This window comes from Pseudomonas matsuisoli (genome assembly GCF_014647635.1).
Lineage (GTDB): Bacteria > Pseudomonadota > Gammaproteobacteria > Pseudomonadales > Pseudomonadaceae > Pseudomonas_P > Pseudomonas_P matsuisoli.
The window spans coordinates 23,795-50,462 of sequence record NZ_BMPO01000012.1; the positions used below are offsets into that span (position 1 = coordinate 23,795).

The 26,668-nt window shown below is 58.9% G+C and carries 21 protein-coding genes; 6 read left to right on the forward strand and 15 right to left on the reverse strand.

Annotated features, from left to right (window positions below; translation table 11 throughout):
- Positions 1 to 256 precede the first annotated feature (256 nt).
- A complete protein-coding gene (locus IEY47_RS19520) occupies positions 257 to 1,714 on the forward strand; it encodes a TolC family outer membrane protein (RefSeq protein ID WP_188985852.1) in 1,458 nt (485 codons plus the stop codon).
- Positions 1,715 to 1,809: 95 nt separating this feature from the next.
- On the opposite strand, the gene waaA is transcribed toward IEY47_RS19520, so the two are convergent.
- Entirely contained in the window at positions 1,810 to 3,084 is a 1,275-nt protein-coding gene (gene waaA, locus IEY47_RS19525; protein WP_188985854.1) for a lipid IV(A) 3-deoxy-D-manno-octulosonic acid transferase, read from the reverse strand.
- A gap of 277 nt (positions 3,085 to 3,361) precedes the next feature.
- On the reverse strand, positions 3,362 to 4,246 hold the full coding sequence (locus IEY47_RS19530) for a LysR family transcriptional regulator (protein WP_188985856.1): 885 nt from the start codon (positions 4,244 to 4,246) through the stop codon (positions 3,362 to 3,364).
- Between the two features lie 95 nt (positions 4,247 to 4,341).
- Here IEY47_RS19530 and IEY47_RS19535 point away from each other — a divergent pair, with 95 nt between their 5' ends.
- The 4 genes from IEY47_RS19535 (at position 4,342) to IEY47_RS19550 (ending at position 7,896) form a co-directional block, all read left to right on the forward strand.
- The gene (locus tag IEY47_RS19535) at positions 4,342 to 4,674 is read left to right on the forward strand and encodes a DMT family transporter (protein ID WP_188985858.1); all 333 of its coding nucleotides are present in this window, start codon (positions 4,342 to 4,344) and stop codon (positions 4,672 to 4,674) included.
- Positions 4,675 to 4,974: 300 nt separating this feature from the next.
- The gene (locus tag IEY47_RS19540) at positions 4,975 to 6,147 is read left to right on the forward strand and encodes an NAD(P)/FAD-dependent oxidoreductase (RefSeq protein WP_188985860.1); all 1,173 of its coding nucleotides are present in this window, start codon (positions 4,975 to 4,977) and stop codon (positions 6,145 to 6,147) included.
- The gene (locus IEY47_RS19545) at positions 6,144 to 6,950 is read left to right on the forward strand and encodes an aldo/keto reductase (RefSeq protein WP_188985862.1); all 807 of its coding nucleotides are present in this window, start codon (positions 6,144 to 6,146) and stop codon (positions 6,948 to 6,950) included. The genes IEY47_RS19540 and IEY47_RS19545 overlap by 4 nt, the downstream gene beginning before the upstream one ends.
- A 31-nt stretch (positions 6,951 to 6,981) precedes the next feature.
- Positions 6,982 to 7,896 (forward strand): metal ABC transporter ATPase, encoded by a 915-nt coding sequence (locus IEY47_RS19550; RefSeq protein ID WP_188985864.1) that lies wholly within the window; start codon positions 6,982 to 6,984, stop codon positions 7,894 to 7,896.
- Between the two features lie 199 nt (positions 7,897 to 8,095).
- On the opposite strand, the gene hldE is transcribed toward IEY47_RS19550, so the two are convergent.
- The 4 genes from hldE to msbA all read right to left on the reverse strand — a co-directional run bounded on the left by hldE (position 8,096) and on the right by msbA (position 13,916).
- Positions 8,096 to 9,520, reverse strand: coding sequence for a bifunctional D-glycero-beta-D-manno-heptose-7-phosphate kinase/D-glycero-beta-D-manno-heptose 1-phosphate adenylyltransferase HldE (gene hldE / locus IEY47_RS19555; RefSeq protein WP_188985866.1), 1,425 nt, complete (start codon positions 9,518 to 9,520; stop codon positions 8,096 to 8,098).
- Positions 9,521 to 9,578: 58 nt separating this feature from the next.
- Positions 9,579 to 11,021: a PIG-L deacetylase family protein gene (locus IEY47_RS19560; protein WP_188985868.1), complete on the reverse strand. Its 1,443-nt coding sequence runs from the start codon at positions 11,019 to 11,021 to the stop codon at positions 9,579 to 9,581.
- 178 nt (positions 11,022 to 11,199) lie between these two features.
- On the reverse strand, positions 11,200 to 12,096 hold the full coding sequence (locus tag IEY47_RS19565) for a GNAT family N-acetyltransferase (protein WP_188985870.1): 897 nt from the start codon (positions 12,094 to 12,096) through the stop codon (positions 11,200 to 11,202).
- On the reverse strand, positions 12,093 to 13,916 hold the full coding sequence (gene msbA, locus IEY47_RS19570; RefSeq protein ID WP_188985872.1) for a lipid A export permease/ATP-binding protein MsbA: 1,824 nt from the start codon (positions 13,914 to 13,916) through the stop codon (positions 12,093 to 12,095). Before msbA ends, IEY47_RS19565 begins: the two co-directional genes overlap by 4 nt.
- A 32-nt stretch (positions 13,917 to 13,948) precedes the next feature.
- Here msbA and IEY47_RS19575 point away from each other — a divergent pair, with 32 nt between their 5' ends.
- Complete coding sequence (locus IEY47_RS19575; RefSeq protein WP_188985994.1) at positions 13,949 to 14,551, forward strand: BUD32 family EKC/KEOPS complex subunit; 603 nt, start codon at positions 13,949 to 13,951, stop codon at positions 14,549 to 14,551.
- An 88-nt stretch (positions 14,552 to 14,639) separates the two neighbouring features.
- On the opposite strand, the gene IEY47_RS19580 is transcribed toward IEY47_RS19575, so the two are convergent.
- The 9 genes from IEY47_RS19580 to rfaP all read right to left on the reverse strand — a co-directional run bounded on the left by IEY47_RS19580 (position 14,640) and on the right by rfaP (position 26,614).
- Positions 14,640 to 15,830, reverse strand: a complete 1,191-nt coding sequence (locus tag IEY47_RS19580; RefSeq protein ID WP_188985873.1) for an O-antigen ligase family protein — start codon at positions 15,828 to 15,830, stop codon at positions 14,640 to 14,642.
- Positions 15,827 to 17,095, reverse strand: a complete 1,269-nt coding sequence (locus IEY47_RS19585; protein WP_188985875.1) for a hypothetical protein — start codon at positions 17,093 to 17,095, stop codon at positions 15,827 to 15,829. The genes IEY47_RS19580 and IEY47_RS19585 overlap by 4 nt, the downstream gene beginning before the upstream one ends.
- Positions 17,096 to 17,099: 4 nt before the next feature.
- On the reverse strand, positions 17,100 to 18,008 hold the full coding sequence (locus tag IEY47_RS19590) for a glycosyltransferase family 2 protein (RefSeq protein WP_188985877.1): 909 nt from the start codon (positions 18,006 to 18,008) through the stop codon (positions 17,100 to 17,102).
- A gap of 82 nt (positions 18,009 to 18,090) precedes the next feature.
- Positions 18,091 to 19,821, reverse strand: coding sequence for a carbamoyltransferase family protein (locus IEY47_RS19595; RefSeq protein WP_188985879.1), 1,731 nt, complete (start codon positions 19,819 to 19,821; stop codon positions 18,091 to 18,093).
- Positions 19,822 to 20,159: 338 nt separating this feature from the next.
- Positions 20,160 to 22,619, reverse strand: a complete 2,460-nt coding sequence (locus tag IEY47_RS19600; protein ID WP_188985880.1) for a membrane-bound PQQ-dependent dehydrogenase, glucose/quinate/shikimate family — start codon at positions 22,617 to 22,619, stop codon at positions 20,160 to 20,162.
- A gap of 275 nt (positions 22,620 to 22,894) precedes the next feature.
- A complete protein-coding gene (locus IEY47_RS19605) occupies positions 22,895 to 24,316 on the reverse strand; it encodes a lipopolysaccharide kinase InaA family protein (protein ID WP_188985882.1) in 1,422 nt (473 codons plus the stop codon).
- Positions 24,313 to 25,068 (reverse strand): lipopolysaccharide kinase InaA family protein, encoded by a 756-nt coding sequence (locus tag IEY47_RS19610; RefSeq protein WP_188985884.1) that lies wholly within the window; start codon positions 25,066 to 25,068, stop codon positions 24,313 to 24,315. The genes IEY47_RS19605 and IEY47_RS19610 overlap by 4 nt, the downstream gene beginning before the upstream one ends.
- Positions 25,065 to 25,805 carry a lipopolysaccharide kinase InaA family protein gene (locus IEY47_RS19615; protein ID WP_188985886.1) on the reverse strand — a complete coding sequence of 247 codons (741 nt, stop codon included), beginning with the start codon at positions 25,803 to 25,805 and terminating at the stop codon, positions 25,065 to 25,067. Before IEY47_RS19615 ends, IEY47_RS19610 begins: the two co-directional genes overlap by 4 nt.
- Entirely contained in the window at positions 25,802 to 26,614 is an 813-nt protein-coding gene (rfaP, locus tag IEY47_RS19620; RefSeq protein ID WP_188985888.1) for a lipopolysaccharide core heptose(I) kinase RfaP, read from the reverse strand. The genes IEY47_RS19615 and rfaP overlap by 4 nt, the downstream gene beginning before the upstream one ends.
- Positions 26,615 to 26,668 lie beyond the last annotated feature (54 nt).

The following is a 26,668-nucleotide window of genomic DNA, read 5'->3' on the forward strand; positions in this document are numbered from 1 at the left end:
GAGTTATCCACCCTACGGGTGCAGAGGCTCTTTCTCGCAGCCCGCAGCGGGGATCACGTGAAGCGTAACCCACCCTACGAGTGACTCGTTACCATCGATACGCGGGTTTCAGCCGCCCTACCCCTCGCCTGCAACCGACTCGGATAAATTTTTCCGACAGCTCGCAACGCAATGTCCTGAAATGCGGTCTTTGCTCTTATGCCAACAGCCCCGACCATACGCGGCTGCCTTAGCCTTGCTTTAAACAGGACTTTTTATGCTGCGCAGCCTTTCCATGGCAATCGCCATGGCCTCGGCCGGGATGGCCTGGGCGCAAACGCCACCGCTTTCCGTTCGTACCGACCTCGTTTCCATCTACCAGGAAGCGGCTAACAACAACGCCGACCTCGCCGCCGCCCGTGCTCAATACCGAGCGCGCCAGGAACTGGTGCCGCAAGCGCGCGCCGGCCTGTTGCCCAACCTCAGCGGCAGCGCCTTTGTCGGTGATACTCGTACAAAGGTGGATACGAGCTTGGGCCAGCAACGCATCGACCGCAGCGCCCGCTCCTATCAAGCGCAATTGAGCCAACCGCTGTTCCGCGCGGATCGCTGGTTTCAACTGCAAGCCGCGCAAGCGACCAGCGAACAAGCAGCACTGCAATTTTCTGCTTCCGAGCAGGACATCATTCTGCAAAGCGCCGAGGCCTATTTCGCCGTGCTCCGCGCGCAGGACAACCTGGCTGCGACGAAAGCGGAAGAGTCAGCCTTCCAGCGCCAGCTCGACCAGGCAAATGAGCGCTTCAACGTCGGCCTATCCGACCGCACGGACACGCTTCAAGCCCAGTCCGCCTACGACACCGCGCGCGCTAATCGCCTGCTCGCTCAACGCCAGGTCGACGATGCCTTCCAGGCACTGACGACCTTGACCAACCGCGACTACAACAGCTTGGAAGGCATCAACCACGATCTGCCGATTCTCGAACCGGTCCCCAACGACGCCAGCCAATGGGTACAAACTGCGGCGCGTCAGAACCTGGATCTCCAAGCGACCAACTTTGCCGTCACAGCCGCCGAGGAAACCTTGCGTCAGCGTCGTGCGGGGCACGCGCCGACGCTCGATGCGGTGGCTTCCTACGAGCGTGGCGACAACGATGCCCTGGGACAGCCAAACGATGCACTGTCCGGCGCCAACATCGGCGGCGCGACGCTGCCCCGCTTCAATGGCGACGTGGAGCAGACGAGCATTGGTTTGCAGTTGAACATCCCGATCTACAGCGGCGGTCGCACCAGCTCGCAGGTGCGTGAGGCGTATCAGTTACTCGATCAGAGCGAGCAACAGCGCGAAAGCCAGCGCCGCCAGGTGGTGGAGAACACGCGCAACCTGCATCGCGCCGTGAACACCGACGTCGCTCAAGTTCAGGCGCGGCGGCAGACGATCATTTCCGGGCAGAGTGCGCTGGAGGCGACCGAGATCGGCTATCAGGTCGGCACCCGCAACATCGTCGATGTGCTCGACGCGCAGCGTCAGCTCTACGGCTCGGTGCGGGATTACAACAACGCGCGCTACGACTACATCCTCGACAACCTGCGCTTGAAACAGGCCGCTGGCACCCTTGCGCCGGACGACCTATCCGCCTTGGCGCAATACCTGAACCCGAACTACAACCCGGACCGGGATTTTCTGCCGAAGGATTTGAAAGAGGCTGCCCAGCGGCAATTGCAGACGCGGCAGTAGGAGCAAGGTGGATAAGCCTACGGCGTTATCCACCCTACGTCATGGCGATGTCGTAGGGCGGGTGCAACCCACGGCTTTTTATAACCACACCATGATCAATGCCGGTCGATGTGCAAGGCGACGCCATTGACCAGCCGTTGCAATGCGCCCTGGTTGGCGCGTAGCACCTGCAAGGCGCCTGCGCGCATGAGGTTGGCGTCTTCAGGTGATGCCCACAAGCCTGCAATCGCCTCGGCAAGCTCACGTTCATCACCGGTGATGCGCAGCGCACCCGCCTTTTCGAGCTGCTCGGCGATTTCCAGAAAATTGAACACGTGCGGGCCGGACAGAACCGGCTTGCCGAGCGCGGCCGGCTCCAACAGGTTGTGGCCCCCATTCGGCACGAGGCTACCGCCTACGAACGCGCAATCCGCCAGCGCGTACAGGAACAGCAATTCACCCATCGTATCGCCCACCAATACCGAGATCGCGGCGGTCACAGGGGTACCTGTGGAACGACGCTCGGTGACGAAATCGCGGGCCTGGCACAGCGTATGGACCGCCTTGAATCGCTCCGGATGCCGCGGTACCAGAATCAATAAGGCATCTGGATACTTCTCCAGCAAACGGCGATGAGCCGCCAGCAGGATCTGGTCTTCGCCTTCATGCGTGCTGGCCGCAATCCAGACCGGTCGTTCGATCGCCCCCCAAGATTCACGCAGTTGCTGCGCATCGTCGATGAGGTGTGCATCGACGGTGAGATCGAACTTGATCGACCCCGTCACCTGAACGGCGGCCTCCCGCGCGCCGAGCGACAGAAATCGCTTCGCCTCGGTATCGGTCTGCACCGCGATGAAATCCAACTCGCGCAACATCGGCGCGGTCAGCTTCGCGAACCGGGCATAGCCCCGGGCAGACCGCTCGGACAACCGGGCATTGGCCAACACCATGGGAATGCCGCGACGCGTTGCCTGGTGGATATGGTTCGGCCACAGCTCCGTTTCCATGATGATGCCGACGCGCGGCTGAACGTGGTCCAGAAAGCGCTTGGCGGCGCAGGGGAGATCGTAAGGCAGGTAGCAGTGTTGCACCTGATCGCCGAATAGCGCCTGGATGCGTTCCGAGCCCGTGGGCGTCATGCAGGTCACGGTGATCGGCAGATCCGGATAACGTGCCTGCAACGCGCGAATCATCGGCGCGGCCGCAATGCTTTCCCCGACCGAAACCGCATGCACCCAAAGCCCGCCGGGCTTGCATGCGGGCAGCCCCAGCGAAAAACGTTCGCCGATGCGTTTCGCGTAAGCCGGCGCCTTGCGTGCGCGCAAAAACAGTTTGACGAGGATGAACGGAACGGCAAGATGGAGCAGGCAGCTGTAGACGAAGCGGTTCATGTCGGGCTCGTGTTTCCACGGAAAATATCGAACAGGCGGGAAGTGTACACGTGCCGATAGGAAAGCCGCGGGTTGCACCCGCCCTACAGGAACGTGGACCGGCAAGCTTCAATGGGCCAGTAAACAGGGCTTACCGCCCAGGTATGCGGTTTCGATAGACCGCTAAAGGTGAGGTTTGAACCTCGTCGACGCTCTCGTAGGGCGGGTGAAAGCCGCAGCTTTTCGCTTCCCTAAAGGGTGCTCACACGCCGCTTTGCCGCCTGCGCGTTCACGCCCTTCACCCAATGACACTCAAGTGCTTCGCCAGCGCCGTCCCAAGGTAACGTGCCGCAGGCCCCGGCATTTCATCGCGACGGTGCACCAGTTCGACGACCAGCGACGGCGGCGTCCAATCCGTCTGTAATTCGATTAGGTGCCCGAGGTACATCGGGTATTGCGCGACGTGCTTGGGTAACCACGCCCAGCCCAGACCGCGCATCAACAACTCGGCCATGGTGTAGAAACTGTCAGTTCGCCACACGCTCGGGCTGAGTTGCTCATCCCCGGCGTAACGCACCTCGCCCGGCGTCATTAACAGTTGGCGATGGGCGCCAAGCGTACGGCGATCCAAGGTTCCCATGGGTGCGAGCGGGTGGTTGACGCTGCACACCGTGACCATCTCGATGGTGCCGAGTCGGCGACGCTCGAGCGCTGCGGGCATGTCGCCGTGGTGGAACAACAGCCCTAGATCGGCGCGGCGCTCGAGCAGCTTGCGCGCGACATCTCCTTGGGCACCGCTGGTGAGGTGCACCTCGACGTTCGGATAGGCCTGCTCAAGTCCCTCGAGACTTGCAATGACGGGTTGGTAAGGCATCGCCTCGTCCTGCGCAAGGCGCAGTACCGCTTCCTCGCCCCGTTGCAGCCCATCGGCCCGCCCCTGTAACCGGTCGCACTGCAAGAGCACGGTGCGCGCTTCCGCAAGCAAGGTTCGTCCGGCGTCGGTCAATTTCGGCGTGCGCCCGCCACTGCGTTCGAACAGCAAAAGGGCGAGATCGGCTTCGAGCATGGCGACAGACTGGCTAACCGCTGACTGCACACGCCCGAGCCGGCGCGCCGCTGCCGAAAACGAGCCTTGTTCATGAACGGCAACGAAGGCTTCCAGCTGATCGAGATTCCACCGCATGACCTATCTCCAGAAACGATAGGTTCCGACTGTAAACCATCCTGTGCCTCAGCGAGCATGGTGCAACTCCACTCCATTGCATCAGGAGGTCTGCCATGCCGGCCTATTTGCTTCTTGCGGTCGCCATATTGGCCGAAGTGATCGCCACCACGTCACTCAAAGCCGTCGAAGGGTTGAGCAAGCCACTGCCCCTTGTGCTCGCCATCGTCGGTTATGCGGTGTCTTTCTCGTTGCTGACCATCGTCGTCAAGGTCATACCGGTCGGGATCGCCTATGCGATCTGGGCAGGGCTGGGCATCGTGCTCGTCTCCATCGTCGCCGCGGTGATCTACCAGCAACGGCCCGATTTGCCCGCAATGCTGGGCATGTTGCTCATTGTCGGCGGCGTCGTGGTCATCCAACTGTTTTCACGGACGACCGGGCACTGAGCAGGGTTCCGGAATAGCGGGCGGCGGTTGCCGCCTTCGCGACTAAAGCCGCCCCTACACGTTTCGCTGACGTGCGGCTACTCGTGCTGGCGACTCAGTCACTGTAGGGGCGACTTTAGTCGCGAAGGCGACTGCAAGTCGCCTAAAGACAAAGGCGGTGTCCGGCTTGGCGCGGATGATGGCCAATACCGCTCGGCAGTTTACGCCTATAGCTAACCCACCCTACCCGTCCTACGGATGAATCACGGTCGTGGGTTTGGGTCGTTATACTGGCGGTCATTCATTTCGCGAGACGGTTTCATGTCCCAATCCATTACGACCGATGTTCTGATCGTAGGCGGCGGGGTCGCCGGGCTTTGGTTGAGCGCCCGTTTGCGCCGCGCCGGGTATTCCACGGTGCTGGTCGAGACGGCCACACTGGGCGGCGGGCAGAGCATCAAATCCCAGGGAATCATCCATGGTGGTGCGAAGTACGCGTTGCACGGCGCGCTGAGCGGCGCCTCCGAAGCCATTGCGGACATGCCGCGACGTTGGCGCGAAGCCTTGGCCGGCACCGGCGAGCTTGATCTATCCGGCGTCCGGCTGCTGTCCGAAGCTCACTATCTCTGGTCGCCCGGTACGCTGGCGGGCAATCTCACCAGCTTTTTCGCCAGCAAGGCCGTCCGCGGCCGCGTCGATGCCGTGAAGGGTGCCGACCTGCCGCCCGCACTCCAGCATCCGAAGTTCAAAGGCAAGGTCTATCGCCTCGCCGAACTCGTGCTGGATGTCCCTAGCCTGATCGCGCGCTTGGCCGAACTGTCGAGCGATGGGCTCCTGGCGGCGAAGCGGATCGAACCCTTAAAAGAGGGAGACACGCTAACGGGACTGCGCGTCGACGACTACGAGATCCGCGCCCAACGTATCGTCCTCAGCGCGGGCCAAGGCAATGCGGAACTGCTATCGGCACTCGGGTTAAAACAGCCTGCTCAACAAACCCGACCACTGCACATGGTGATGGCGAAGGGGCCGGCTTTGAAGCCGCTCTACGCGCACTGCCTCGGCGGCGGCCCTAAACCGCGGGTCACCGTGACCAGCCACCCGGCGAACGATGGCCAGTGGGTATGGTACCTCGGGGGCGATCTGGCGGAAGCGGACGGCGTGGCGCGTACGCCGGAGGCACAGATCGAAGCAGCAAAGGCCGAAATGCACGCCTTGCTCCCCTGGGTCGATCAATCGCAGACACACTGGGCGACCCTGCGCATCGAGCGGGCCGAGCCGGCACAAAGCGGGCTGGTACGGCCAGATAACGCATTTCTCGCAGACGAGGACGCACTGCTCGTTGGCTGGCCGACCAAACTTGCGCTGGCACCCGACTTTGCCGACCGCGTGCTGGCAGCGCTGGAACGCGACGCGATCACACCGGGCAACCACGAACCCCTCCCCGCGTTCCCGAAACCTGCGGTCGCGCGTCCGGCCTGGGATGACATGCCATGATCAAGACACTGCACGGGTTGGAGCGCCCACTCGGCCACACTGGCTTCAATGTGTCGCCAATCGGCCTGGGTACGGTAAAGCTTGGCCGCGACCAAGGCGTGAAATACCCCAGCGGCTTCACCATTCCAGACGATAACGATGCCCGCCAACTGCTCTCACTGGCACGCGACCTGGGCATCAACCTAATCGACACCGCACCTGCGTACGGCCAGAGTGAAGAGCGCCTGGGCAGCCTGATCAAAGGTCAGCGTGACGCCTGGGTGATCGTGAGCAAGGTCGGCGAGGAATTCGAACGGGGCGAGTCCCACTTCGACTTTTCATCCGCTCATACCCGGCGCTCGGTGGAACGCAGCCTGCAACGGCTGCAGACAGATCGCATCGACGTGGTCCTCGTGCATTCGGACGGCAACGACCTCGATATCCTGCGCCAGGGCGAGGCGTACGAAACGCTTGAGCAATTGAAGCAGGAAGGCAAGATCGGCGCGTACGGCCTGTCCGGCAAAACCGTGGAAGGCGGAATACAGGGCCTGGAACGCGGCGACTGCGGCATGGTGACCTACAACCTGGCCCAACAGGACGAACGGCCTGTCATCGATTACGCGCTGTCACATGGCAAGGGCATGCTGATCAAGAAGGCCTTCGCCAGTGGGCATGCGTGCTTGAAGCCGGGCGTCGATCCCGTACGGGCGAGCTTCGAGCTTATCTTCACGCACCCTGGGGCGACGAGCGCGATCATCGGCACCATCAACCCGCTTCATCTGACCCATAATGTCGCGACGGTCGCCAAGGTGATCCGCCCATAACGACAATACTGCCCGACTAGAGGAGCTGCCCATGCCGCGAATGCTTGTCCGTAAAAATCCCGGCACGTTCAAGACGCTACCCCTGGTTGTCGAAGCCGACGCCGAATGCCTGACCTACCAGAGCGTAGGCCGGGCACTGAATTTTTCCGAAATGCTGGAGCGGCGCAAGCCGGTGGATATCAGCGACGGCGAGCGTTTTTCCGTCGAGCTGGCGAACCTGGGCGTATCGGTACGCGTGACGCTCAAGTGGCAGAACCGGGATTACTGGGTGCTCGTTCGCCAGCGCCGGCAGGATCGCGGTGACGTCGTCCTCAAACTGGTCTCGGGCTATGTGCCGGCCCACGAACTCAATTTGCCGTTGCTGACGGCCATTCAAGAAGTGGCGGAAGAGTGCCTGATCGAAGCGCCTGACGGCTGGCTGCAAGGCCGGTTCGGCGAGACGTGGTTACCGGCGCCTTACGCCGGCTCGCTGCAGTACCAGGAAGCGCGACAGTTCCGGCTCAATCCGCTGTCGGGTGCGGCGCGCCCAGTGCGTTGTGGCAACCTGACCTTGCTGGAGCGGCCGCGGGCCTATGTGCATGCCCCGACGGCGTCGCTACAACTGGTTTACGACCTGAGCCTGGAATTGCCTAAGGCGACTGGTCCGGTCAGCCTGTTTCATGTCGATGAAAAGCTCGAAGGCGACACGCTCGTCGCCCGCCTGGATCGGGCCAGGCCGGATCTTTATCTCGTTCCGCTGTTGGACGGCAGACCGACCGATGAGCTGTTCACCTTGTCCGCAGGGGAATTGCGCCCGGCGAGCACACGCGGTCTTTGGTTGGCGGAAAGCTTTGCCGAACAAACGGGATGGCTGGTACGCGATGAACGCGTGCGCTGGAAGGATTGGATCGCGCGCGTGAACAAGGCAGCCGCGCCGGAAAACGAGCAAGGGCGCCGTTGTCGTTGAGGCCGCTTGGTGGATGGCTTCGGCCATCCACCCTACGGAATGTCGCGATCCTGGCGTAGGGTGGATAACGGCAACGCCTTATCCACGCGCCTTGCATGCCCGAGAGCACGCGTGCATGACTTCGGCCATCAATGCTACGTAACCCGCGGCTCTTGTAGACCGGGTGCAACCCGGGAAAGGGCCACTCGAGTTAATCCGTTCAATTCCGCGTACGGATCTTTTCGACGATCGCCGTGGTGGAGCTGTTTTCTACCAACCCCAACACACGCACTTCGCCGCCGTAGGCATTGACGATGTCGGCGCCGACGACCTGGTCTACACCGTAGTCCCCGCCCTTCACCAGCACATCAGGCTGAACCTGCTTGAGCAGACGCTCGGGCGTGCCCTCGCTGAAGCTGACAACCCAATCGACCGAGCTCAACCCCGCTAATACCGCCATACGCCGCTCGACCGCGTTGATGGGCCGTCCCGGACCTTTCAAGCGGCTCACGGACGCGTCGTCGTTCACCGCAACGATCAGGCGATCGCCCTGCGCCGCGGCCTGCTCCAGATAGGTCACATGCCCTGCGTGCAAGATGTCGAAGCAGCCGTTGGTGAAAACGATTTTCTCGCCATGGGCACGGGCGTCTTCGACCGCGGCGAGCAACTGCTCCAGCCCCAACACGCCGCGTTCGCTGCCCTCTTCCCGCTGCACGGCCCGACGCAATTCCGGAACGCTGATTGCCGCGGTGCCGAGCTTGCCAACCACGATACCCGCCGCAAGATTGGCCAGCGCGACCGCTTCGGGCAGCTCGACACCCGCTGCAAGGCTGGCGGCCAATGTGGAAATCACCGTGTCCCCCGCACCCGTGACGTCGAACACCTCACGCGCGCGCGCGGGCAGGTGCAAAGGGGCGTGCGCCGGGCGTAGCAGCGTCATCCCATGCTCGCCGCGCGTGACGAGTAGAGCCCCGAGGTCCAATTCACGCATCAGCGACGCGCCGCGCGCCACGAGCTCGCTTTCGTCTTCGCAACGTCCGACGATCGCTTCGAATTCACTCAGGTTCGGCGTGATCAGGCTCGCGCCCCGGTAGATCGAAAAATCCTTGCCCTTCGGGTCCGCCAGCACCGGAATGTTGTGCGCACGTGCAGCCTGAATCAGGGCCTGATGATTTTTAAGGGCACCTTTGCCGTAGTCCGACAGCACCAAAACATTAATACCCCCCAGCAGCCCGCGGACATCGTCGGCGAGCGCTTCGGCGTCGGTATCGAACGGTTCTTCGAAGTCCATTCGCAGCAACTGCTGGTGGCGGCTCATCACCCGCAACTTGACGATGGTCGGCTGCTCTTCGATCTGCTGGAAATGCGTCTTCACCCCAACGGCAGCAAGACTCGCGGCGAGGCTGTCAGCCGCCTCATCCACGCCTGTTACGCCAACAAGCGTCACGCGAGCGCCCAGCGCAGCGACATTGAGCGCGACGTTCGCGGCGCCACCGGGCCGATCCTCGATCTGGCCGACTTTCACTACCGGGACCGGCGCCTCAGGGGATATGCGACTCGTGTCGCCATGCCAATAGCGATCGAGCATGACGTCTCCGACCACAAGCACGGCTGCCTGATCGTAACGGGGCATGGACAGTTTCATGAAAGAGAGGCTCCGCGCGTGTCGAAAAGCGTAAATGATAGCAGTACGCGGCTTGGCATCAATCGTCGGCGGGTGTATCCAATCGGCGCACCCAGAACAGCTCATGACGCCGCACCGCCTTGCGGAAGAACTCATCCTCCCCCGTGATGGGCCAGCGGCGCCCCAGCAACAATGCCTGGATGAATCGGCGGATGCGCTTTTTCATAGGCAACGGCACCTGCAGGTCGTGCTGCATCGTCAACGCCATCGCCTTGTCGAGGCGCATTTCTGCACTCAACACCGGGCTCCACAGCGGCAACGATGGCAACGGTTCGATCGCGGGAGGCAATGCCACACCGTTGTCCGCAGGACCCATGGGCCAACGGTCGTTGTCGTGCAGATGGTTCGCGTACAACAATTGCAGTTCTGGCTTCCACGTGCTGCGGGTAATCGCCTCTTCTAACGCCATCGCCGCATGCACATGATCGGCATGGGGATCGAGCTGCGAGTGCGGCAGGACGATGACCTCCGGCCGAAAATGCTCCAACAGCGCAACCAGATCGCCGACCAGATTGTTCCAGGTTGGCCGTGCGTCGGCATCGCCAGGCAGGCGGAGCGTGTTGAATGCCCGGGCGCTACGGATGTTGAGTTCGCCGGACTCCTTGGAGCCGAACGGAACATCGGGTTGCTCGCGCATTTCACGCAGGCGCAAACAGAAGTAACCGAGCTGGATACAGCGCGTCATGGGCACCCCGCCCCACAAGGGCACGGCTAGGCTGTTCCACGTTCGTAAACGCCCTTTCAGACGGGCCGCCTGCTCCCGACCCAAGCCCAGACGTTCGTAATGACGGGCTTCGATTTCGCCTTGCGTCAGCGTCACGATCGAAGCCTCGTCGGCACGATGATAGAGACCAAACGCGGCCAACTCGGCGTCATCCGCATGGGGTGCGATGATCATCAGCCGCTTCGCGGCGTAGTCCGGGTTCGCGAACGCATGGAGACGCCCGGGAATCACCCGGCAAAAACGCCCGCGCACGCTGAGCCGGCCTGCACGCAAATCCTCCTCGAATCCCGATAGGTTGAGGTAGCGACGCCCAGAAACCCGGCGCTCGAAATCCTGACGGTCTTCGGTGCTGCCTGCCTTGATCAATACACGCGGATCGAGGAGATAGCCCAGCAGCGTCGCCTTGATCGTGCATTCAAGCACCAGCGTCTGCGTGCCTGGCGGCAATTCACCATCCACTAGCGTAAGCGTGTCGTCTTCCAGCGCTGTCGTCGACTGCCAGGTGCCCTCGGGGAAATCATGGCGGTATGAATCGCGCGGCGAATAAAACAAATGATCCGCGAACCACGCCTCGTGAATGATCCAGAATACGAACGCCAGCACCAACGCGATCCAGGGCGGGCCGAGATCAATGACACGCTGATCGATGAACGCGGACAGGACGAGGACGACGAATGTCAGGCCAATGCGCTTGTTGCGACGATGACGCTTGAGGAGCTTTTGTTTGCGGGATTCCATGAGGTTGCCTGTGACGCGCACGCGGGGTTTGCCAAAAGCCGTATGAAGACTTCCTGATCGCTATCGGCTACACCTGGGAGAAATCCAACGGGCGACCTGCGGGGCTAGGCACCTAGTCGCACAGGTCGACATCGCAGGAGCGCGTGCAACGCGCCAGAGCGCTCAAGCTGGAAAGCGGCTAGACCTGGAAGACCGGCACCGGTCGGCACCAACGTTCCTTATATTCACGGTCAGCTCGACCGAAGGAATAGCGCAGCGCCTTGCCTCGCGCGCGGGCGTCTTCCCAGGCGGCCTGCGTATTGGCGTAACTCAATACGCTTCCTGGGCTGAACGAACGGCTCGCAGGATCGACCCCACCATTGATGTATTCGATGCTGATCCATTCTGGCGCCTCGACCCTGTACAGCACCTGAATCGCAATAGGCATGTCGTCCAGATACACCACCGAGCCGGTCATGAAGGGATGCATGGCCTCGAATACCTGCGCGAGGTTTTCTGCACCCGGCACGGTGAACTGCCAGCGCCGCTGGAAAAGGTTGGCATAGATCACCGCAAGCTCGGCCGGCGAATGTGCCTGCACCGGCCGCAACGCGCCACCCGAATCCTCCAGCAAACGCAGCTCCCGGCGCTGGTTGTAGCGAAACTTCTTGGACAGCGCCTCGGGCTCACGCGCCATCATCAGTGACTCCTGCTGACGTCGAAGCCCAGGGAAACGCCTCGTATTCGCCTCACCCAGATAGTCAGCGCGCTGACGCAAGATCGCCCCCGCGTCCGGCCGCGCGGGAAGGATGACTTCGGCATTGCCCAGGTCGAACAGGCGCTTCTTGCCATGCTTTTTCAGCCCTTGCTTCGAAAGCGCCAAATAGCGCCCCCAACAGGGAACCGCCGCAACGCACTCACCACCCTGCTCCCAGCCGAGGTAGCGAACGGGAATACCCGCCAGCGACGCCAGACGCTCGACAACATCAGGATGAGTCACGACGCTGCCGCCGTCGCGGTGCCACAACGCGGCGTACTCATTTGCAGATATGGCGCGCCAGCCGCGCTCGCGGAATGGGCGAAACAGATCGATCACGATGTTCGCGAGTCCTTCGCCTCGGGTGACTCATCGAATTGCGTCGCATGCAGTCGTGCGTAGTACCCGTTGAGCGCAAGCAACTGCGCGTGGGTGCCGCGCTCAACGATTTCACCGTTATCCATGACCAGAATCAGGTCGGCTTTCTCGATGGTGGAAAGGCGATGAGCGATGACTAAAGTAGTACGGTCCTTGACCACTTGATCAAGTGCCGCCTGTATATGTCGCTCGGACTCGGTATCAAGCGCTGATGTCGCTTCATCGAGTATCAAAATTGGCGCATTCTTCAGCAGCGCCCGCGCTATGGCGAGCCGCTGTCTCTGCCCGCCCGACAACAGCACGCCATTCTCACCTACCTGAGTATCGTAGCCGTTAGGTAACTTCTGGATAAACTCATCAGCGTGAGCCGCTTTAGCCGCTGCTATGACTTCATCTTTAGGAGTGCCCGCTAGGTCACCGTACGCAATGTTGTTGGTGATCGTATCGTTGAACAACGTCACGCTTTGAGAGACCAGTGCAATATGTCTGCGCAAATTGACAAGGCGGTAGTTCTGGATCGCTACGCCATCCAACAGAATCTCACCGCTCGTGTGCTGATAGAAGCGAGGCACCAAACCGACAAGAGTTGACTTGCCGCTACCAGATCGGCCAACCAACGCGACCATCTGCCCTGGTTCGACCTCAAAAGAGAGATTTTCTAGAACTGGCTTATCAGTACCTGGATAGGCAAAAGTAAGATTTTGCACGTCTAAATGGCCTGTGATTCGCTCCCTTTCAATCGTCCCGCTATCGACTTCCTGAGGCTCATCGAGCTGCTCGAAAATACTCTCCGCTCCCGCGACACCTTTTTGAATTGTCGAGCTCACTTCCGATAACTGCCGAATAGGCTTGGGGAGCAGTCCAGCAAGAGCCACGTAGGCAACGAGATCGCCCGCAGAGGCATCGCCACGCAGCCATAGCACGAGAAACATGAGGGTCGCCATTGCGCTGTAGATAACAAGCTGAAGACTTGGGGTATACACAGCATTGGTCTTCACCATCCGCAACTGCTTGGCCGTGTTCGTCCGACTCGCAGAGAGGAAACGGGCTTTTTCATAGGGCTCGCCACCGAAACTACGTACGACGCGATAACCATGAATCGTTTCGGAAGCGACGTGAGTAACGTCACCCATTGCAGCCTGGATCTTTTTGCTTTGCTTTCGGAATTTCTTGCTAGCGCTGGCGACCATGACACCTATCACAGGCAGCACAGCAACCATCACTAGCGTCAGTTTCCAATTCATCCAGAGCAAAGTGGCAAAGAGCATTATCACTGTCATGCCTTCACGCACGACAACCTTGATCGCATCCGTTGCTGCACCGGTCACCATCGTCACGTTGTACGTAATGCGAGAGATCAAGTGGCCGGAGCTGTGGTGATCGAAATAGCGATTAGGCAAATTCAACAAATTGTTGAACAAAGCAACACGCAGATCATGAACCAAGCTCAGTGATACTTTCGCTAGGAAGAAATTGCCGAGGAATGACCCTAAACCTTGAAGCACTGCAATCAGGACAATCAGCAGCGGCACTGCCTGCAGGAGCTTAAGCTCGGCAAGCCACGCCTGATCTTTCAATAGCGGCACCTGCGAGAAAAAGCTCGCATTCGGATCATTCAGACCGTCAACGAAAAACTTCAACATATAGCCCAGCATGGTCTGAGTCGACGCGAACATCATGAACCCCACGATGCTGACTGCGAACAGACCCCAGTAGGGTCCTACATAACGCAGCAATCGCAAATACACTTTCATGCTCGATTGCTGGGTAGAATTGGCCATTGGCAAGCCCCATGAGACTGCTAGAGGAAAAGATGCGGATTGTAACAGCGCAAGAGTTGGAACGCTGGCTCGCGAACGGCAGGGTACTAGAAGCAGATGCCAGAGGGCCTAAGGTCGTTGCGCTCGATAACGGTGCCCTGTTGAAAATCTTTCATACACGCCGCAACAGGCTACTCGCCAAGCTACAACCGGCAGCCAAGCGGTTTTCGCTGAATGCTCGCCGCTTGCATAAGCTCGGCATACCGGCGCCTGCCGTGACTGAGGTATTTTGGCTCGATCGAAGTCAAGGATTAAGCGCCTGCATCTATCAGCCCCTACCTGGCGATTCCATAGAGCAGATGTATCTACAGGACGCGGCAGGTGTAGTGAAAATTTTGCCAGACATCAGTGCATTCATCCGGACGCTGCACAAATCAGGTATTTACTTTCGGTCACTGCATCTTGGAAACATCATCCAGCTTCCCGATGAGAGTTTCGGCCTGATAGACATATTGGACATGCAGTTCAAGAGGTCTCCGCTTAGCAGCTGGCTGATCAAAAGAAACTTCGACCATTTACGTCGTTATCTGAGTCGCAAGAATCTAAAGGACTTCCCGCTAAAAGCGCTTACGGACATATACTACCAAAGCGCGTAGCAATAGCGGATTGCATCTGAAGCCTGCCTTGAACGAATGGAAGTATAACCAAATACGCGCCTATGCCCGGCGGCAAAACTTAGCGTGCCTATACTTGCTCGTGCTTCACCCGTGCACTGCTGTACAATGCAAAGAATAGCGGTAGCCAAAAAGCAAACCATTCGATGGTAGGACGACTCAGAACCAATCGCCCGTTCGTAGCGAGACACAGCACGCCATAGATGAACCAAAATGCGAAAAAAGGATTCACTTTTCTGAGCATGCTGCCGTAAAAAATTGAAAAAACCATCAAAACGAACAATGCGAAACCAACTACGCCACCCACACGGAGAATTTCCAACAGTGATGAGTGGGAGTGAGTAGCAACAGTACCGCCATACTCGATGGCAGCCTGGTGCCCAAACCCCTGCCCCAGCAACCAGTTATCTGCAAAAAGCCTTAGCGATCCGCCCCATATCTCCATACGGTAATTAGGATCAGCGGCACGGTTTAAAAGAACTTCAGATACATTAGTAAAAGAGAAAATCACAACTGCGACCGCCAGAATAGCCGCGCAGAGGATTCCGTCCTCTATCTTTCGTCGATAAAGTGACAGCAAAATCAATGTAATGACCAAGGCCAATACGGGCCCGCGGCTTTTGGTCAACAACATAATGGCCAGACCCATCAACATGAATGAGAATAAAAATATTTGGCACCATTTTTTCTTGCCTGGCAAATAGGCCCAAGACGCCAACACCGGAAGACCAAGAATGACTGCCGAGGAAATTGGGTTATCTTCGCCCCAGCCGCTGATGGCGTGCAAAGAGCTTCGGCGCTGCAACCAATCAGTAACCCCGCCCCCCTGAGCCAGGATCATCAGACTATAAAATGCCAATGAGCAACAACCGAGCAGCACTATCATCTGGATAATCTGATCTACATCGAATCGCTCAGCTACGATCTTTACGGCAAGCATCAAACATACGAGATAAAGCGCATATTTTATAGAATCTGCTACAGCTAAAACGCCCGTTCCTGCCCAAGCAGCACTTAGTGAAAAATAGATCAGAAAACACAGCGTAAAAATTGCTGACAACGAAGACGTGAAAACCTGCCTCACTTGTGTTTTTGATAAAAGCAACGGAAGAGCGGGAATGCCCACGCAAAGATAAAAAATGGTTTTTTGCTGACTTGCATCAAGTAGAAAAAGGCTCACAAAATAGACAAAAAAACCAAACAACACGAAGCGAGCAAAGGCTAGCTCAACCGTTTCAAACTTAGCACCTTGAAAAATCATTCTACTCCGCCGACCCGCTTGAACCTTTGGGGAACTGGAGCTCCGTCAGCGCTACCAGTCGTAACAATTTCATCCAACAAGTCTACAAGCGACTTTAGAGGAGCAGTTCTATTTTCGACATGATAAGAATAGAACTGAAAGGCATTGTTTGAATACACCGACTTGTCCTTTAGCACAGCCTCTATTGCTGGCGCCAAGTGCTCCTCGAGAAGAACTCGAGGCATAAAAAATCGTTCGCTTGAAAAATAATCAGGACTATCACCAAGCAGTATAAATGGCACGCCGACACGTGTAACGTCAATTACCGCATTGGTATATCCAGTAAGCACCAAATCGCATTGAAGTGCCGCTTGACTCAAAGAAACGTCATTTCCGGATAGCACGCACACTTGAGTATTATCGTCTCTGAGCGCCTCCCAAGGCTGCCCACTTCCACGAGGATGAACTTTTACGATCAACCTCGCGGCTTTATTGCTCTCAAGCCAGCGCTTAATCCATGCACACTTTTCATGATAGCCGTATTCCTGCTCATAACTGGGTCCAGGCGCCAGAAAAAGCAGCGTTAACTCATTCTGTTCTATTGGCGAGACACTAAGCCCCTGAACGGCATCATTAAAGAAATAAGGACCCGCATACGAAACTAAGCAGTTCCCAAAGGAAAACTCCAAATTAGAAAGATATTCATATGAGCTCGGCCCGAACACCGCGTAATAGTCGTAATCATAGTAGCCGTAATTACTGGACTCCGCAGTAAGTACAGAATGAGCGAGGTGAACAACTTTTTCCTGTCGCTGACGAAACGCCTTCAAAAAAGTAGGAACGATCCAGCCGTTTCGCTCAGTGATAATGACTTTGAATTGATAGTTATCTAGCAGGTATGCCGCGTGCGAGGCATGCCAGCGAAACCGAAGAGGAATTCGACAAGGAGGAGGACTGAATAAACGGCCTCTTACAAGAAGGTCATCGTCCTCTACTATCTCTTCGATAGTCATTCCTTTGCTACGCAATGCCTCTATGAAGGATTCTTTCCTACCCTGCAGATACGACTTCCGAGAAGGATGAACCAATAGAACATCGCATACCTTTAGCCCTGCTGTTTTTTTTCTCTGAAGAAAAAAAGACAGTATCCCTTTCCAGACAAGAGCAGCGCTTTTTCTTGAAGCACTAGCCCTCCCCTTACCTCTTGTACGCAGGCGCCCAGCAAGAAACGTGTCCAACTCCCGCAGGACATCGGAAAATGGCGATTGCTCTTCGTTACGTGACAAAGCCCTACCCTTTCAAGCAAAGTCGAAGCATCTTGCGAGAGTAAGCGAACTTGAAGAGCACTTTCCAATCCTCTTTCAGCGCGGAGCGATAATAGGATTTTGCTATTTCAAATTCGCCGGCAAGGTAAGCCGTTCGAAACAGAGAAAGACAACGCTGTACGTAAAATTCACTGCGCAGCTTTAGAAAGTCGCCCGTAAGCCTACGTGCGGAGAAGACTTCATCTACCAATGCAAGCCCGCCGGCTTTTGCATGATGAAACTGATGACGAAGACTATCGGCATGCTTGTAAATCAACGCAAGTGGGTGAGGTAGCACGCTGCAAGGAAAGTAGCCAAGAGTCTGAGCGAATACCGGGATGTCCTCTGCGTTACGAAACGTCTCGGGATATGTTGCTTGGGCGAAGATCGAACGATGCATCACACAAGCACCATTCGAAATGCTTAGGGTTTTATCGAGTAAATATGCTTTGACTCGTGACATCGGATTGGAAGGCAAAGCGTCGGGTACATGGATCCGACGCCTACCGCTTTCCTCTATAGAGCAATGCCCGCCGATGACCATCCTTGTTTCGGTGTCTACCCCTAAGTGCTCGCGAATGTGTATCAGCGCGCTATCCGCCATTTCGTCGTCAGCATCCAGAAATATCAGCCAATCATTCGCCGCAATCTGAATTCCCATATTTCGTACGGATGCCAAACCACCGTTCTCTTTCCTGACGGCACGAAAGCGAGATGCGCTCTCTTGCTCCAGTTTCTCGATTACTGCCGGCGTTTCATCGGTAGAGCCATCGTCGATAACAATGAGTTCGTCTTGATCACTCAACTGTGGAAGCACCGACCGAACCGCACGGCCTAAAGTCTTCGCATAGTTGTAGGCCGGTATAATCACCGTGATTGCGGTCTGGGTATTCATATCTGGCTCACTTTCTTCGACGGAGTCAGTAGGTGTGTCGCTAGACACCACGGAAAGCAATTGCTCATTCACGTTGCGGCGTTCAGTTCTTCACCACCAACACATCCTCCATGATCAGATACTGCAGATCCGAGCCGTAGAACATGTTCAGCGCGTCGGTTGGGGAGCAGATCATTGGCTCGCCGCGACGGTTGAGGGAAGTGTTGAGGGAGACGCCATTACCGGTGAGTTTTTCCAACTCGAGCATCAGGTCGTACCAGCGCGGGTTGAAGCGGCGCTCGAGAACCTGAGCGCGGGAGGTGCCGTCTTCGTGCACGACTTCGCCGACGCGGTTCTTCCACTCGTCGTTCACTTCGAAGGTGAAGGTCATGAACGGGCTGGGGTGGTCGACCTTGAGCATCTGCGCGGCGACGGTGTCGAGCATCGAGGGGCAGAAGGGTCTCCAGCGCTCACGGAATTTGATCTGCTCGTTGATACGGTCGGCGACACCCGGAATGCTGGGGCAGCCGATGATGGAGCGGCCACCCAGAGCCCGCGGACCGAACTCCATACGGCCTTGGAACCAGGCGACGGGATTGCCGTCGACCATGATCTGCGCGATGCGGCCGGGCACGTCGTCGAGCTTTTTCCACACCGGTTTGTTCGGATGACGAGCGCAGGCGGCGATGACGTCTTCGTTGCTGTACGCCGGACCGAGGTAGACGTGTTCCATCTTCTCGACCGGTACGCCGCGCTGGTGGGAGACGTATGCGGCGGCGCCTACGGCGGTGCCGGCATCACCCGAAGCGGGCTGGACGAACAGCTCTTTCACTTCGGGGCGAGCGATGATCTTCTGGTTGAGCTTGACGTTGAGCGCACAGCCCCCGGCGAAAGCGATCTTGCCGGTTTCGCGCAGGATATCGCCGAGGTAGTAATCCATCATTTCCAGCGCGAGATTCTCGAACAGCGCTTGCATGCTCGCCGCGTAATGGATGTAGGGATCGTCGGCAATGTCGCCTTCGCGCTTCGGCCCTAGCCACTCGATGAGCTTGGGCGAGAAGTAGTAGCCCTTGCCTTTTTCCTTGTAGCGACGGAAGCCGATGACGTTGGCGTAGTCCGTGTTGACGATGAGCTCACCGTTCTCGAATTTCGCCAGGCGGGAGAAATCGTATTTCGCGGCGTCACCGTAGGGCGCCATGCCCATGACCTTGAACTCGCCGTCGAGCATTTCGAAGCCGAGATACTCGGTGACGGCGCCGTAGAGGCCACCCAAGGAATCCGGGTCGTAGAATTCCTTGATCTTGTGGATCTTGCCGTTTTCACCCCAGCCGAAGAAGGTGGTGGCGTACTCGCCCTTGCCGTCGATGCCAAGGATCGCGGTCTTCTCAGTGAAGCCAGAGCAGTGATAGGCGCTGGAGGCGTGAGCGAGGTGGTGCTCGACGGGTTCAATCTTGACCTTTTTCAGGTCGAAGCCGAGTTGCTGCAGGCACCACTGAATGCGCTTCTTGTAGCGGTAGTAGCGGCGATTGCCCATGAAAATGGCGTCGAGCGCGCGGTCTGGTGCGTACCAGTAGCGCTTGGCGTAATGCCAACGCGCTTTCTCGAAGATACTGATAGGCGCGAAAGGGATCGCGACGACGTCGACATCCGAGGGCTTGATCCCGGCTTGTTCGAGGCAGAACTTGGCCGACTCGTACGGCATGCGGTTCTTCGCGTGCTTGTCGCGGACGAACCGCTCTTCTTCAACAGCGGCGATGAGCTTGCCATCGATGTAGAGCGCCGCGGAAGGGTCGTGGCTCAGCGAGCCGGACAGACCAAGAATCGTCAATGCCAAGGGAGCACCTCTGTCGAACGGGCAGCCTATGTCGGGCTGGCGCGAATTCAAAAGGCGGGATTATAGCGTGCGTGGGTTGGCATTCCATCCCGCAGAGGCATCGCGAAACGCTTCGCTTAGTGAATCGGGAGGCGATCGAAGGGAACGGCTCCCGTAGGGCGGGTGCAACCCGCGGCTTTTGCGATGGCCCTGGGTGCGCGGGTTATCACCCGCCCTACGACAGAGCACATCGCGGGCATGGCCCGCTCCCACACAAAAAAAATAACGCCGCATAATAAAAACGCCCCGCCGGCAGAACCGACGGGGCGTTCATTGAAGCGACGTATCAGTGCTGCTGATCAGTCCTTCTTGGGCAGGGCCCAGGCAATGACGCTATCACCGGACTTGGTGTCCATACGATCGTGACCGCCAACGGCGGCAACGATGTACTGACGGCCATTGATCTCGTAGCTCAGCGGCGCAGCTTGCGGGCCGGCGGGCAGACGAACGTCCCACAAGAGCTTGCCGGTCTCGGTATCAAACGCACGGATCCACTGGTCCAGCGTCGCACCGATGAAGGTCACGCCACCGGCAGTTGCCAGCGAACCACTGTTGTTCGGCGTGCCGAGCTCCAGCTTGACCTTGGAGGGAATGCCCATGGGGCCCTGGTCGTAGCCAGTACCCAACGGACGGCGCCAGATGACTTCCTGCGTGCGCAGGTCGACACCCGAAATGTAGCCCCACGGCGGCGCAACACACGGTGTGTTCAGAGGCGACATCCAAGGCTCCTTGCGGGCGCCGTACTCCAGGCCTTCCTGAGCCATGTAGCCCTTCACCTTGCTGGTGCCGTTGAATACGGAAACGATGCCGAGGCTGTCCATCACTTCGCGCGGGTAGACGTGCTCCGTGTATGGCAGGCGGTTGCTGTTCATCACCATGATGCCGCGGTTCAGGTCGACCGAAACGCCACCCCAGTTGATTCCACCATGGTTGCCGGTGAAGGCGATGGAGCCCTGCAGGCTCGGTGGCGTGAACATACCTTCGTAGCGGAACTGCTTGAACTGCGTACGGCAGATCAGCTGATCGAACGGCGTGATACCCCAGGCATCGCTTTCTTTCAGCGTCTCGTAATCCTTGCTTGGCGCACCAACGGTGTTCGGCATGCCAGGTGAAACAGGCTGCGTCTTGGCTGTCCAGTCGCCGTGATCGGTACCTTGCGGAACCTCAAGCTGCTCGACAGGCATGATCGGCTCGCCCGTTGCGCGGTCCAGCACGAAGACCTGACCGGACTTCGTGGCCTGAATCACAGCAGGACGCGTACCGCCGCCGGCGACCGGGAAATCGACCAAGTTCGGCTGCGGGCCGAGGTCGTAGTCCCACAGGTCGTGGTTGACGGTACGGAAGTGCCAGCGCTCTTTACCGGTCTCGGCATCGACGGCGACCAGGGAGGCGGTGTATTCCTCTTCCTGCTTCGTGCGTTCCTTACCGAAGAAGTCACCGGCCGCGTTACCGGTCGGCAGGTAGACCAGGCCCAACTCGTCGTCGGCGGCCATCAGTGTCCAGACGTTCGGCGTGCTACGCGTGTAGACCTCGCCTTCCGGTGGCAGCTTTTCAGTCTCAGGACGACCCAGATCCCACGCCCAGCGCAGTTCGCCGGTCATGGCATCGAAGGCACGAACAACGCCGGACGGCGCATCGCGCTCCTGACCATCACGCACCTGACCGGTAGGCTGAATCACCACGCCACGCATGACGATCGGCGGCGAAGTCGGACCGACGTAGCCAGGCTTGGTGTTGCCAGTGTGCTCGTTCAGATCGACATAGCCGTCGTTACCGAAGCTTTTGCACAGCTCGCCGGTTTCGGCGTTCAGGGCGCCGAGGCGACCGTCGACCATCGGCCAGAAGATACGCTTCGGGCACTCGGCAGCGCTGTCCTTGGTGTCGAAGTAAGACACGCCACGGCACGTGGTCGCAGCAACGCCAGACATCGCTTTCGGATTCGTCTGTGGGTCGAAGCGCCACTTCTCGGTGCCCTTCTCCGCGTCGACCGCGATCACTTTCTGCGTCGGGGTGCATACGTACAGCGTGCCATCGACCATCAACGGGGTGTTCTGGAACGCGTAGCCCAGCTTGGAGCCCGCCGGTTTCAGGTCGCCAGTGTGGAATTCCCACGCCTGCTCCAGTTCCCCGACATTTTCCGGCGTGATCTGCGCAGACGGCGTGTAGTGGTTGGAGAGGTTGGAACCTGCATATGAGGTCCAGTTACTGGCATCGTGGTTACCCGCGATGTTGCCATCGGGCGAATTCACCTGGCCGCGGCTAAAGGCTTCGGCCGGGCGCTGCTGCGAAAGCGAAGCGTCGGCTAATTCAGTGTGCGGGGAAACGAACAGCGGATACACGATCAGCAGGCCGGCAATCACACCCAGACCAGCCGTTGCACCGAAGTAACCGATCTTGCCAACGGGCGCCAGCAGACGACGGGCCACGGGCCAGAAGGCAAAGAGGATGATGCTGATGACCGCAAGCCAGGCAAGGCGTGGGATTAGCGCCCAACCATCGAGGCCAACTTCCCATAGCGCCCAGACAATGGTGGCGATGGTGGTCAGACCGAAAATCCAGATACCGGCCGCGCGATTGCGCATGAGCAGTACGCCAGCCACGACCAGAGCGACACCGGCCAGCGCGTAATACCACGAGCCGCCCACAGCAACGAGTTTGCCGCCAGCGAACACGAGATAAGCCCCAACGAGGGCAATGATCAGAGCGAAGAGGAAGAGTAACCAGCCTCCTAGACCCCGGTTTTTATCGTTACGTGACATGTGCTATTCCAAGGACATAAAGGGGACATACGGACAAACGGCTTATCGAATTCCTGGCGGCTGAGCTTTTTTGACCCGCAAAAGCAGAGTCGGAAAGGCCAAAAACCGGAGGTTCGACGACTTCGAGGTGCGATGTTGTTCTTGGAAGACCGTGAGAAGCGGGTAAATAGCGTCGTTTTGTCGCGGCGGTATTCTAGGTGACGCGCCCGCTCATTTCACCCCACGAGATGAAAGGTTTCCCGCGAGAGAGGATCATGAGCAGGGGTGGAGGCCCGTCAGGCGGCGGGCAAGCGAGCGTCCAGCACATTGCGTAAAGCTGACCTCTCTGGCCAGTTCCGCAAGAATCGCGCGCGATCTCGTGCATAGGCAGGCGCGAACTGCGCATCGGTCCGATGCTGCCGGACCGCGTCCAGATCGATCAACGTCCAACGCCCCTCGTGCCAGAAGATATTGTGGCCCTTCAGATCACCGTGGCTGATGCGGTTCAGGCGCAAGGCCGCGAACAATACGTCCAGCGCCAGGAGCTCCGACTCGGGCGGCGCGCTGTCGAGATAGGGCGCAAAACGCGCAATGATGTCCTCGCCACTAAGATGCTCGGTGACCAGGTAGGCCCGGCGCCTCAGGCCTAGCGTTCGCTCTTCCAGCATCCCCAGCGGGCGTGCAGTGGCAATGCCAAGAAAGTCGAGACGCAGCCCTTCGATCCAGCTATGCCATGCGCGACTGGGACGCCAGAAGCGCCGCAGCCAATGCGACAGGCTCTTGATGTTGTAGCGCTTAAGCAGCACCGGCTGACCGGCGACCTCGATGCGCGCGACCGTCGCCGAACCGCCCCCCTTGTAGCGCACCCCCTGCTCGAGGGCCGCGTCGGGATCGTCGAATACCGGCTGCAGCCGATCGATCCATACCCGTTGAATCGCGCGTAGTGCGTTCGGCCCGCGCGTCACGCAGAACAGGCTACACTCCCGCCCGGCTTTCTCCAGGTAATTCTCCAGGCGGCACGCCCGGGTCCGGCGCACACGTTCGAGCAGCGCTTCCAGCGGCAGCGCATGCTCGCTGTTCACCAATAGATAGTGAACCAGCAGTTCTTCGATGAACGGATCGAGCGCGGCGGGCAGTTGCGCGAAGAACACGCCGAGATTTTCCATGGCGCGATCGTGGGACAGCGGGGTTCCCGCCTGTTCAGCCTTGACCCCGCCGCCATCGATCACGTAAAGCGCATCGCCTTGGCACAGCAGATTGTCCAGATGCAGATCGTCGTGCCAGAGCCCTTGCCCATGCAATTGCCCGACTGCCGCCAATGCGCGACCCAACACAGCGCTTTGATCCGCGGACAACGGTGCTTGTCCCGCCACGACTTGCCATTGCTGTTCCACGCTGACGGCAGACTCGATGAAGGTGAACAGCAACCAGCCGCCCTCCCCGTCACGATAGCCGTCGTCCAGCACAGCGGGCGTTTGAATGCCGCCGTCGCAAAGCAGTTGCACGCCATCACGCTCGCGCCGATAACTGCGCCCGGCCTTGGCGCCAACGAAGAGTTTGGCCAGCACCGTCTTGCCTTGCCAGATGGCCTGGGCCACGTAGCGCTGACCGGGAAGCACGCGAAGCCAGCGTTGCAACTGCAACTCACCCGACGGCAGTGTCACCGCCATGGGCAATGCCGGATTGCGTCCCGCCGCCGCAAGCACCGAGAGCGTCATGCGCGGGCTTCCTTGTTCTGTCGACGCTGGCCAAGGCTTTCATACCAGCGCGAGACCTTCGCACCTTCGGTTGGCACCCGCAGATAGGCCGAGAGAAAGTCCCGCATATCTTCCTCGCTCCACACGGGCGTACGGCGCAGCAAGGGCTCCAGGTCTTTGATTCGATCGAGACGACCGAAAAAGAGTGGGCGGGTTTTCTCGAGGTCGATCAGACAGGCTTCGAACCCGTTTGCTGTAGCACGCAGGAAGATATGCTTTGGATAAAAGCAACCATGCCGCTCCCAGGTGCCATGCAGACGATGCGCAAGCGCGCCGCATGCCTGCGTTAGCTGAGCTTTCAGCGGCTGTGCAAGACGCCCCCACTGTTCAAGCCAGCTGTCGAGATCGCGCCAGCCATCGAGCGCCCGCGTGAGTAGAATGGCGCGTCGCTCGCCCTCGACGCGCCGCTCACCATAGAACGCGGCCTTCAGCGCCGGAATTTGCCTGCGCTCGTAGCGGCGGATATTGCGGAACTCACGGGAAAACGTCGTTTCGCCCCACGGCCGCGCGAGCGTACGCGTCATGTAGTTCGACTGGCGCTTCAGGTAATAAGCGGTATCGCCAAGATCGAGCCGAAATACCTGACTCCAGCCGCCGCGCCCGGTATTCGCTTCATCGACGGGGGTGAGTTCTATCGACCATAACGCATCGAAACGCGTCAACCCATGGCGCTCGAGCACGACCCGGTCTTCTGGATGAATGAAGTCCTTCATTCCCGCCCCTCGAAATACGCCAGGACCTGTCGCAAGCGATTTTTGTCCTCGGCACCGATGCGCGACTTACCGGAGTAACGCAGGTAAAAACGCAGGCGCTGCGTCCGCGAGAGCTGGTATTTACCAATTTTGTCGAGGCACGCCAGGTCCTTGATGATCTTGCGTCGGAGCAATTGTCCCTTCCAAAACGCGCCCGAAGGGCAATCGATGAGGTAAACCACGCCCTTCTCATCCACCAGGATGTTGCGCCACTTGAGATCATTATGAGCGAAGTCGTGCTGATGCAAGGTGCGCGTCGCTGCGGCGAGCTGCCGGCTGACGCCGTCAATCCAGACCGGGTCGCGCAGTCGCGGATCGTTCGTCGTGCTCATCCGCGCCAGATCCGTCGTACCCACGAGTTCACGGGTGATCAGCGCGCCACGCACGAACAGCCCGGACAGCCGCCGCTCCAATCCCCAGCCCACCAACGGGGCAGTGGGAATACCCCACTTGGCGAACAGCTTCAAATTCTGCCATTCCGCCTTCACCCGCGGGCGGCCCAGCCAGCGACGTAGTCCCTTGCCGGCGCCCCAGTAGCGCTTGACGTAATAGGCCCGGCCATCAAGATCGACGCGCAGCACTTGCGACAGCGGGTCACTGGCGACTTTTTCGCCCTCGATCGCGAACACCTGATCCATATCAGCGAACAAGCTTCGCTCTTGTACATCTGCATCCGCGGAAAAGCGCCAAAAACTCATAGGCTCCCCGGCGCATACTTACGCTTGTAACGGTCCATCATCTTTGCCGCACGTGTCTCCATGCGAGCCAGCAGCGCGGCCTCATCCCGCAGTGTCTGCCGCAGGGGCTGCTGGAAGTAGTGTTTGAGAAAACGCAGCTTGTCCCGTGGCGTTAACCCGATCTCCAGCGCCGAGAAATACAGCCCCGCCAGGTCTTTGTTGCGCCAGCGTTTGGGGGTCGCTGCACGCGTTTGTGCGCGGTGCAGATCGATGATCGACAGGCGCAACGTGCCGGGTGCGACCGGACGATCCGTATGCAGAAGGAAATGGCAGATGTAGCAGTCGCGGTGATTCACGCCCGCGCGGTGCATGGCCCCCGTCATCCGCGCGACTTCTTCGATCAATAGCCGCTTGACGGCCGGGTCTGGCGGATTGCCCGCCCAACCCATGGTGAAGTCTTCCAGGCTGATGGTCGGCGCCAATTCTTCGGTAATGATGAACGAGTGCTGGTCGGCCGGATTGAATCCGCGCTCGCCGTAGGCCACCGCATGCATGGTGGGCACTCCGGCCTCAGTCAGTCGCTGGATTGCCCGCCACTCTTGCCCCGCCCCCAGCACCGGCGCTTTGGCGGTGGTGAGGTTCTTGATGATTTCGCCCCATCCAACCCCACGATGGATCTTGACGAAATAGCCACGGCCATCGACTTCGGTTCTCAGGGTGCGACGGGCTTCGAGTTCGCGGAAAACTTCGCCCTGGAGGGCCTCGACGGCTTCGAAGGCGTCACGGCCCTGCCAGAGGGATTTGAAGGGTTCGTCCAGGATGAGTTTCATGGGCGAGCCTTTGAAGAATTGACGGCAGCACTTAAGCACTGCTTCGACCTCAAA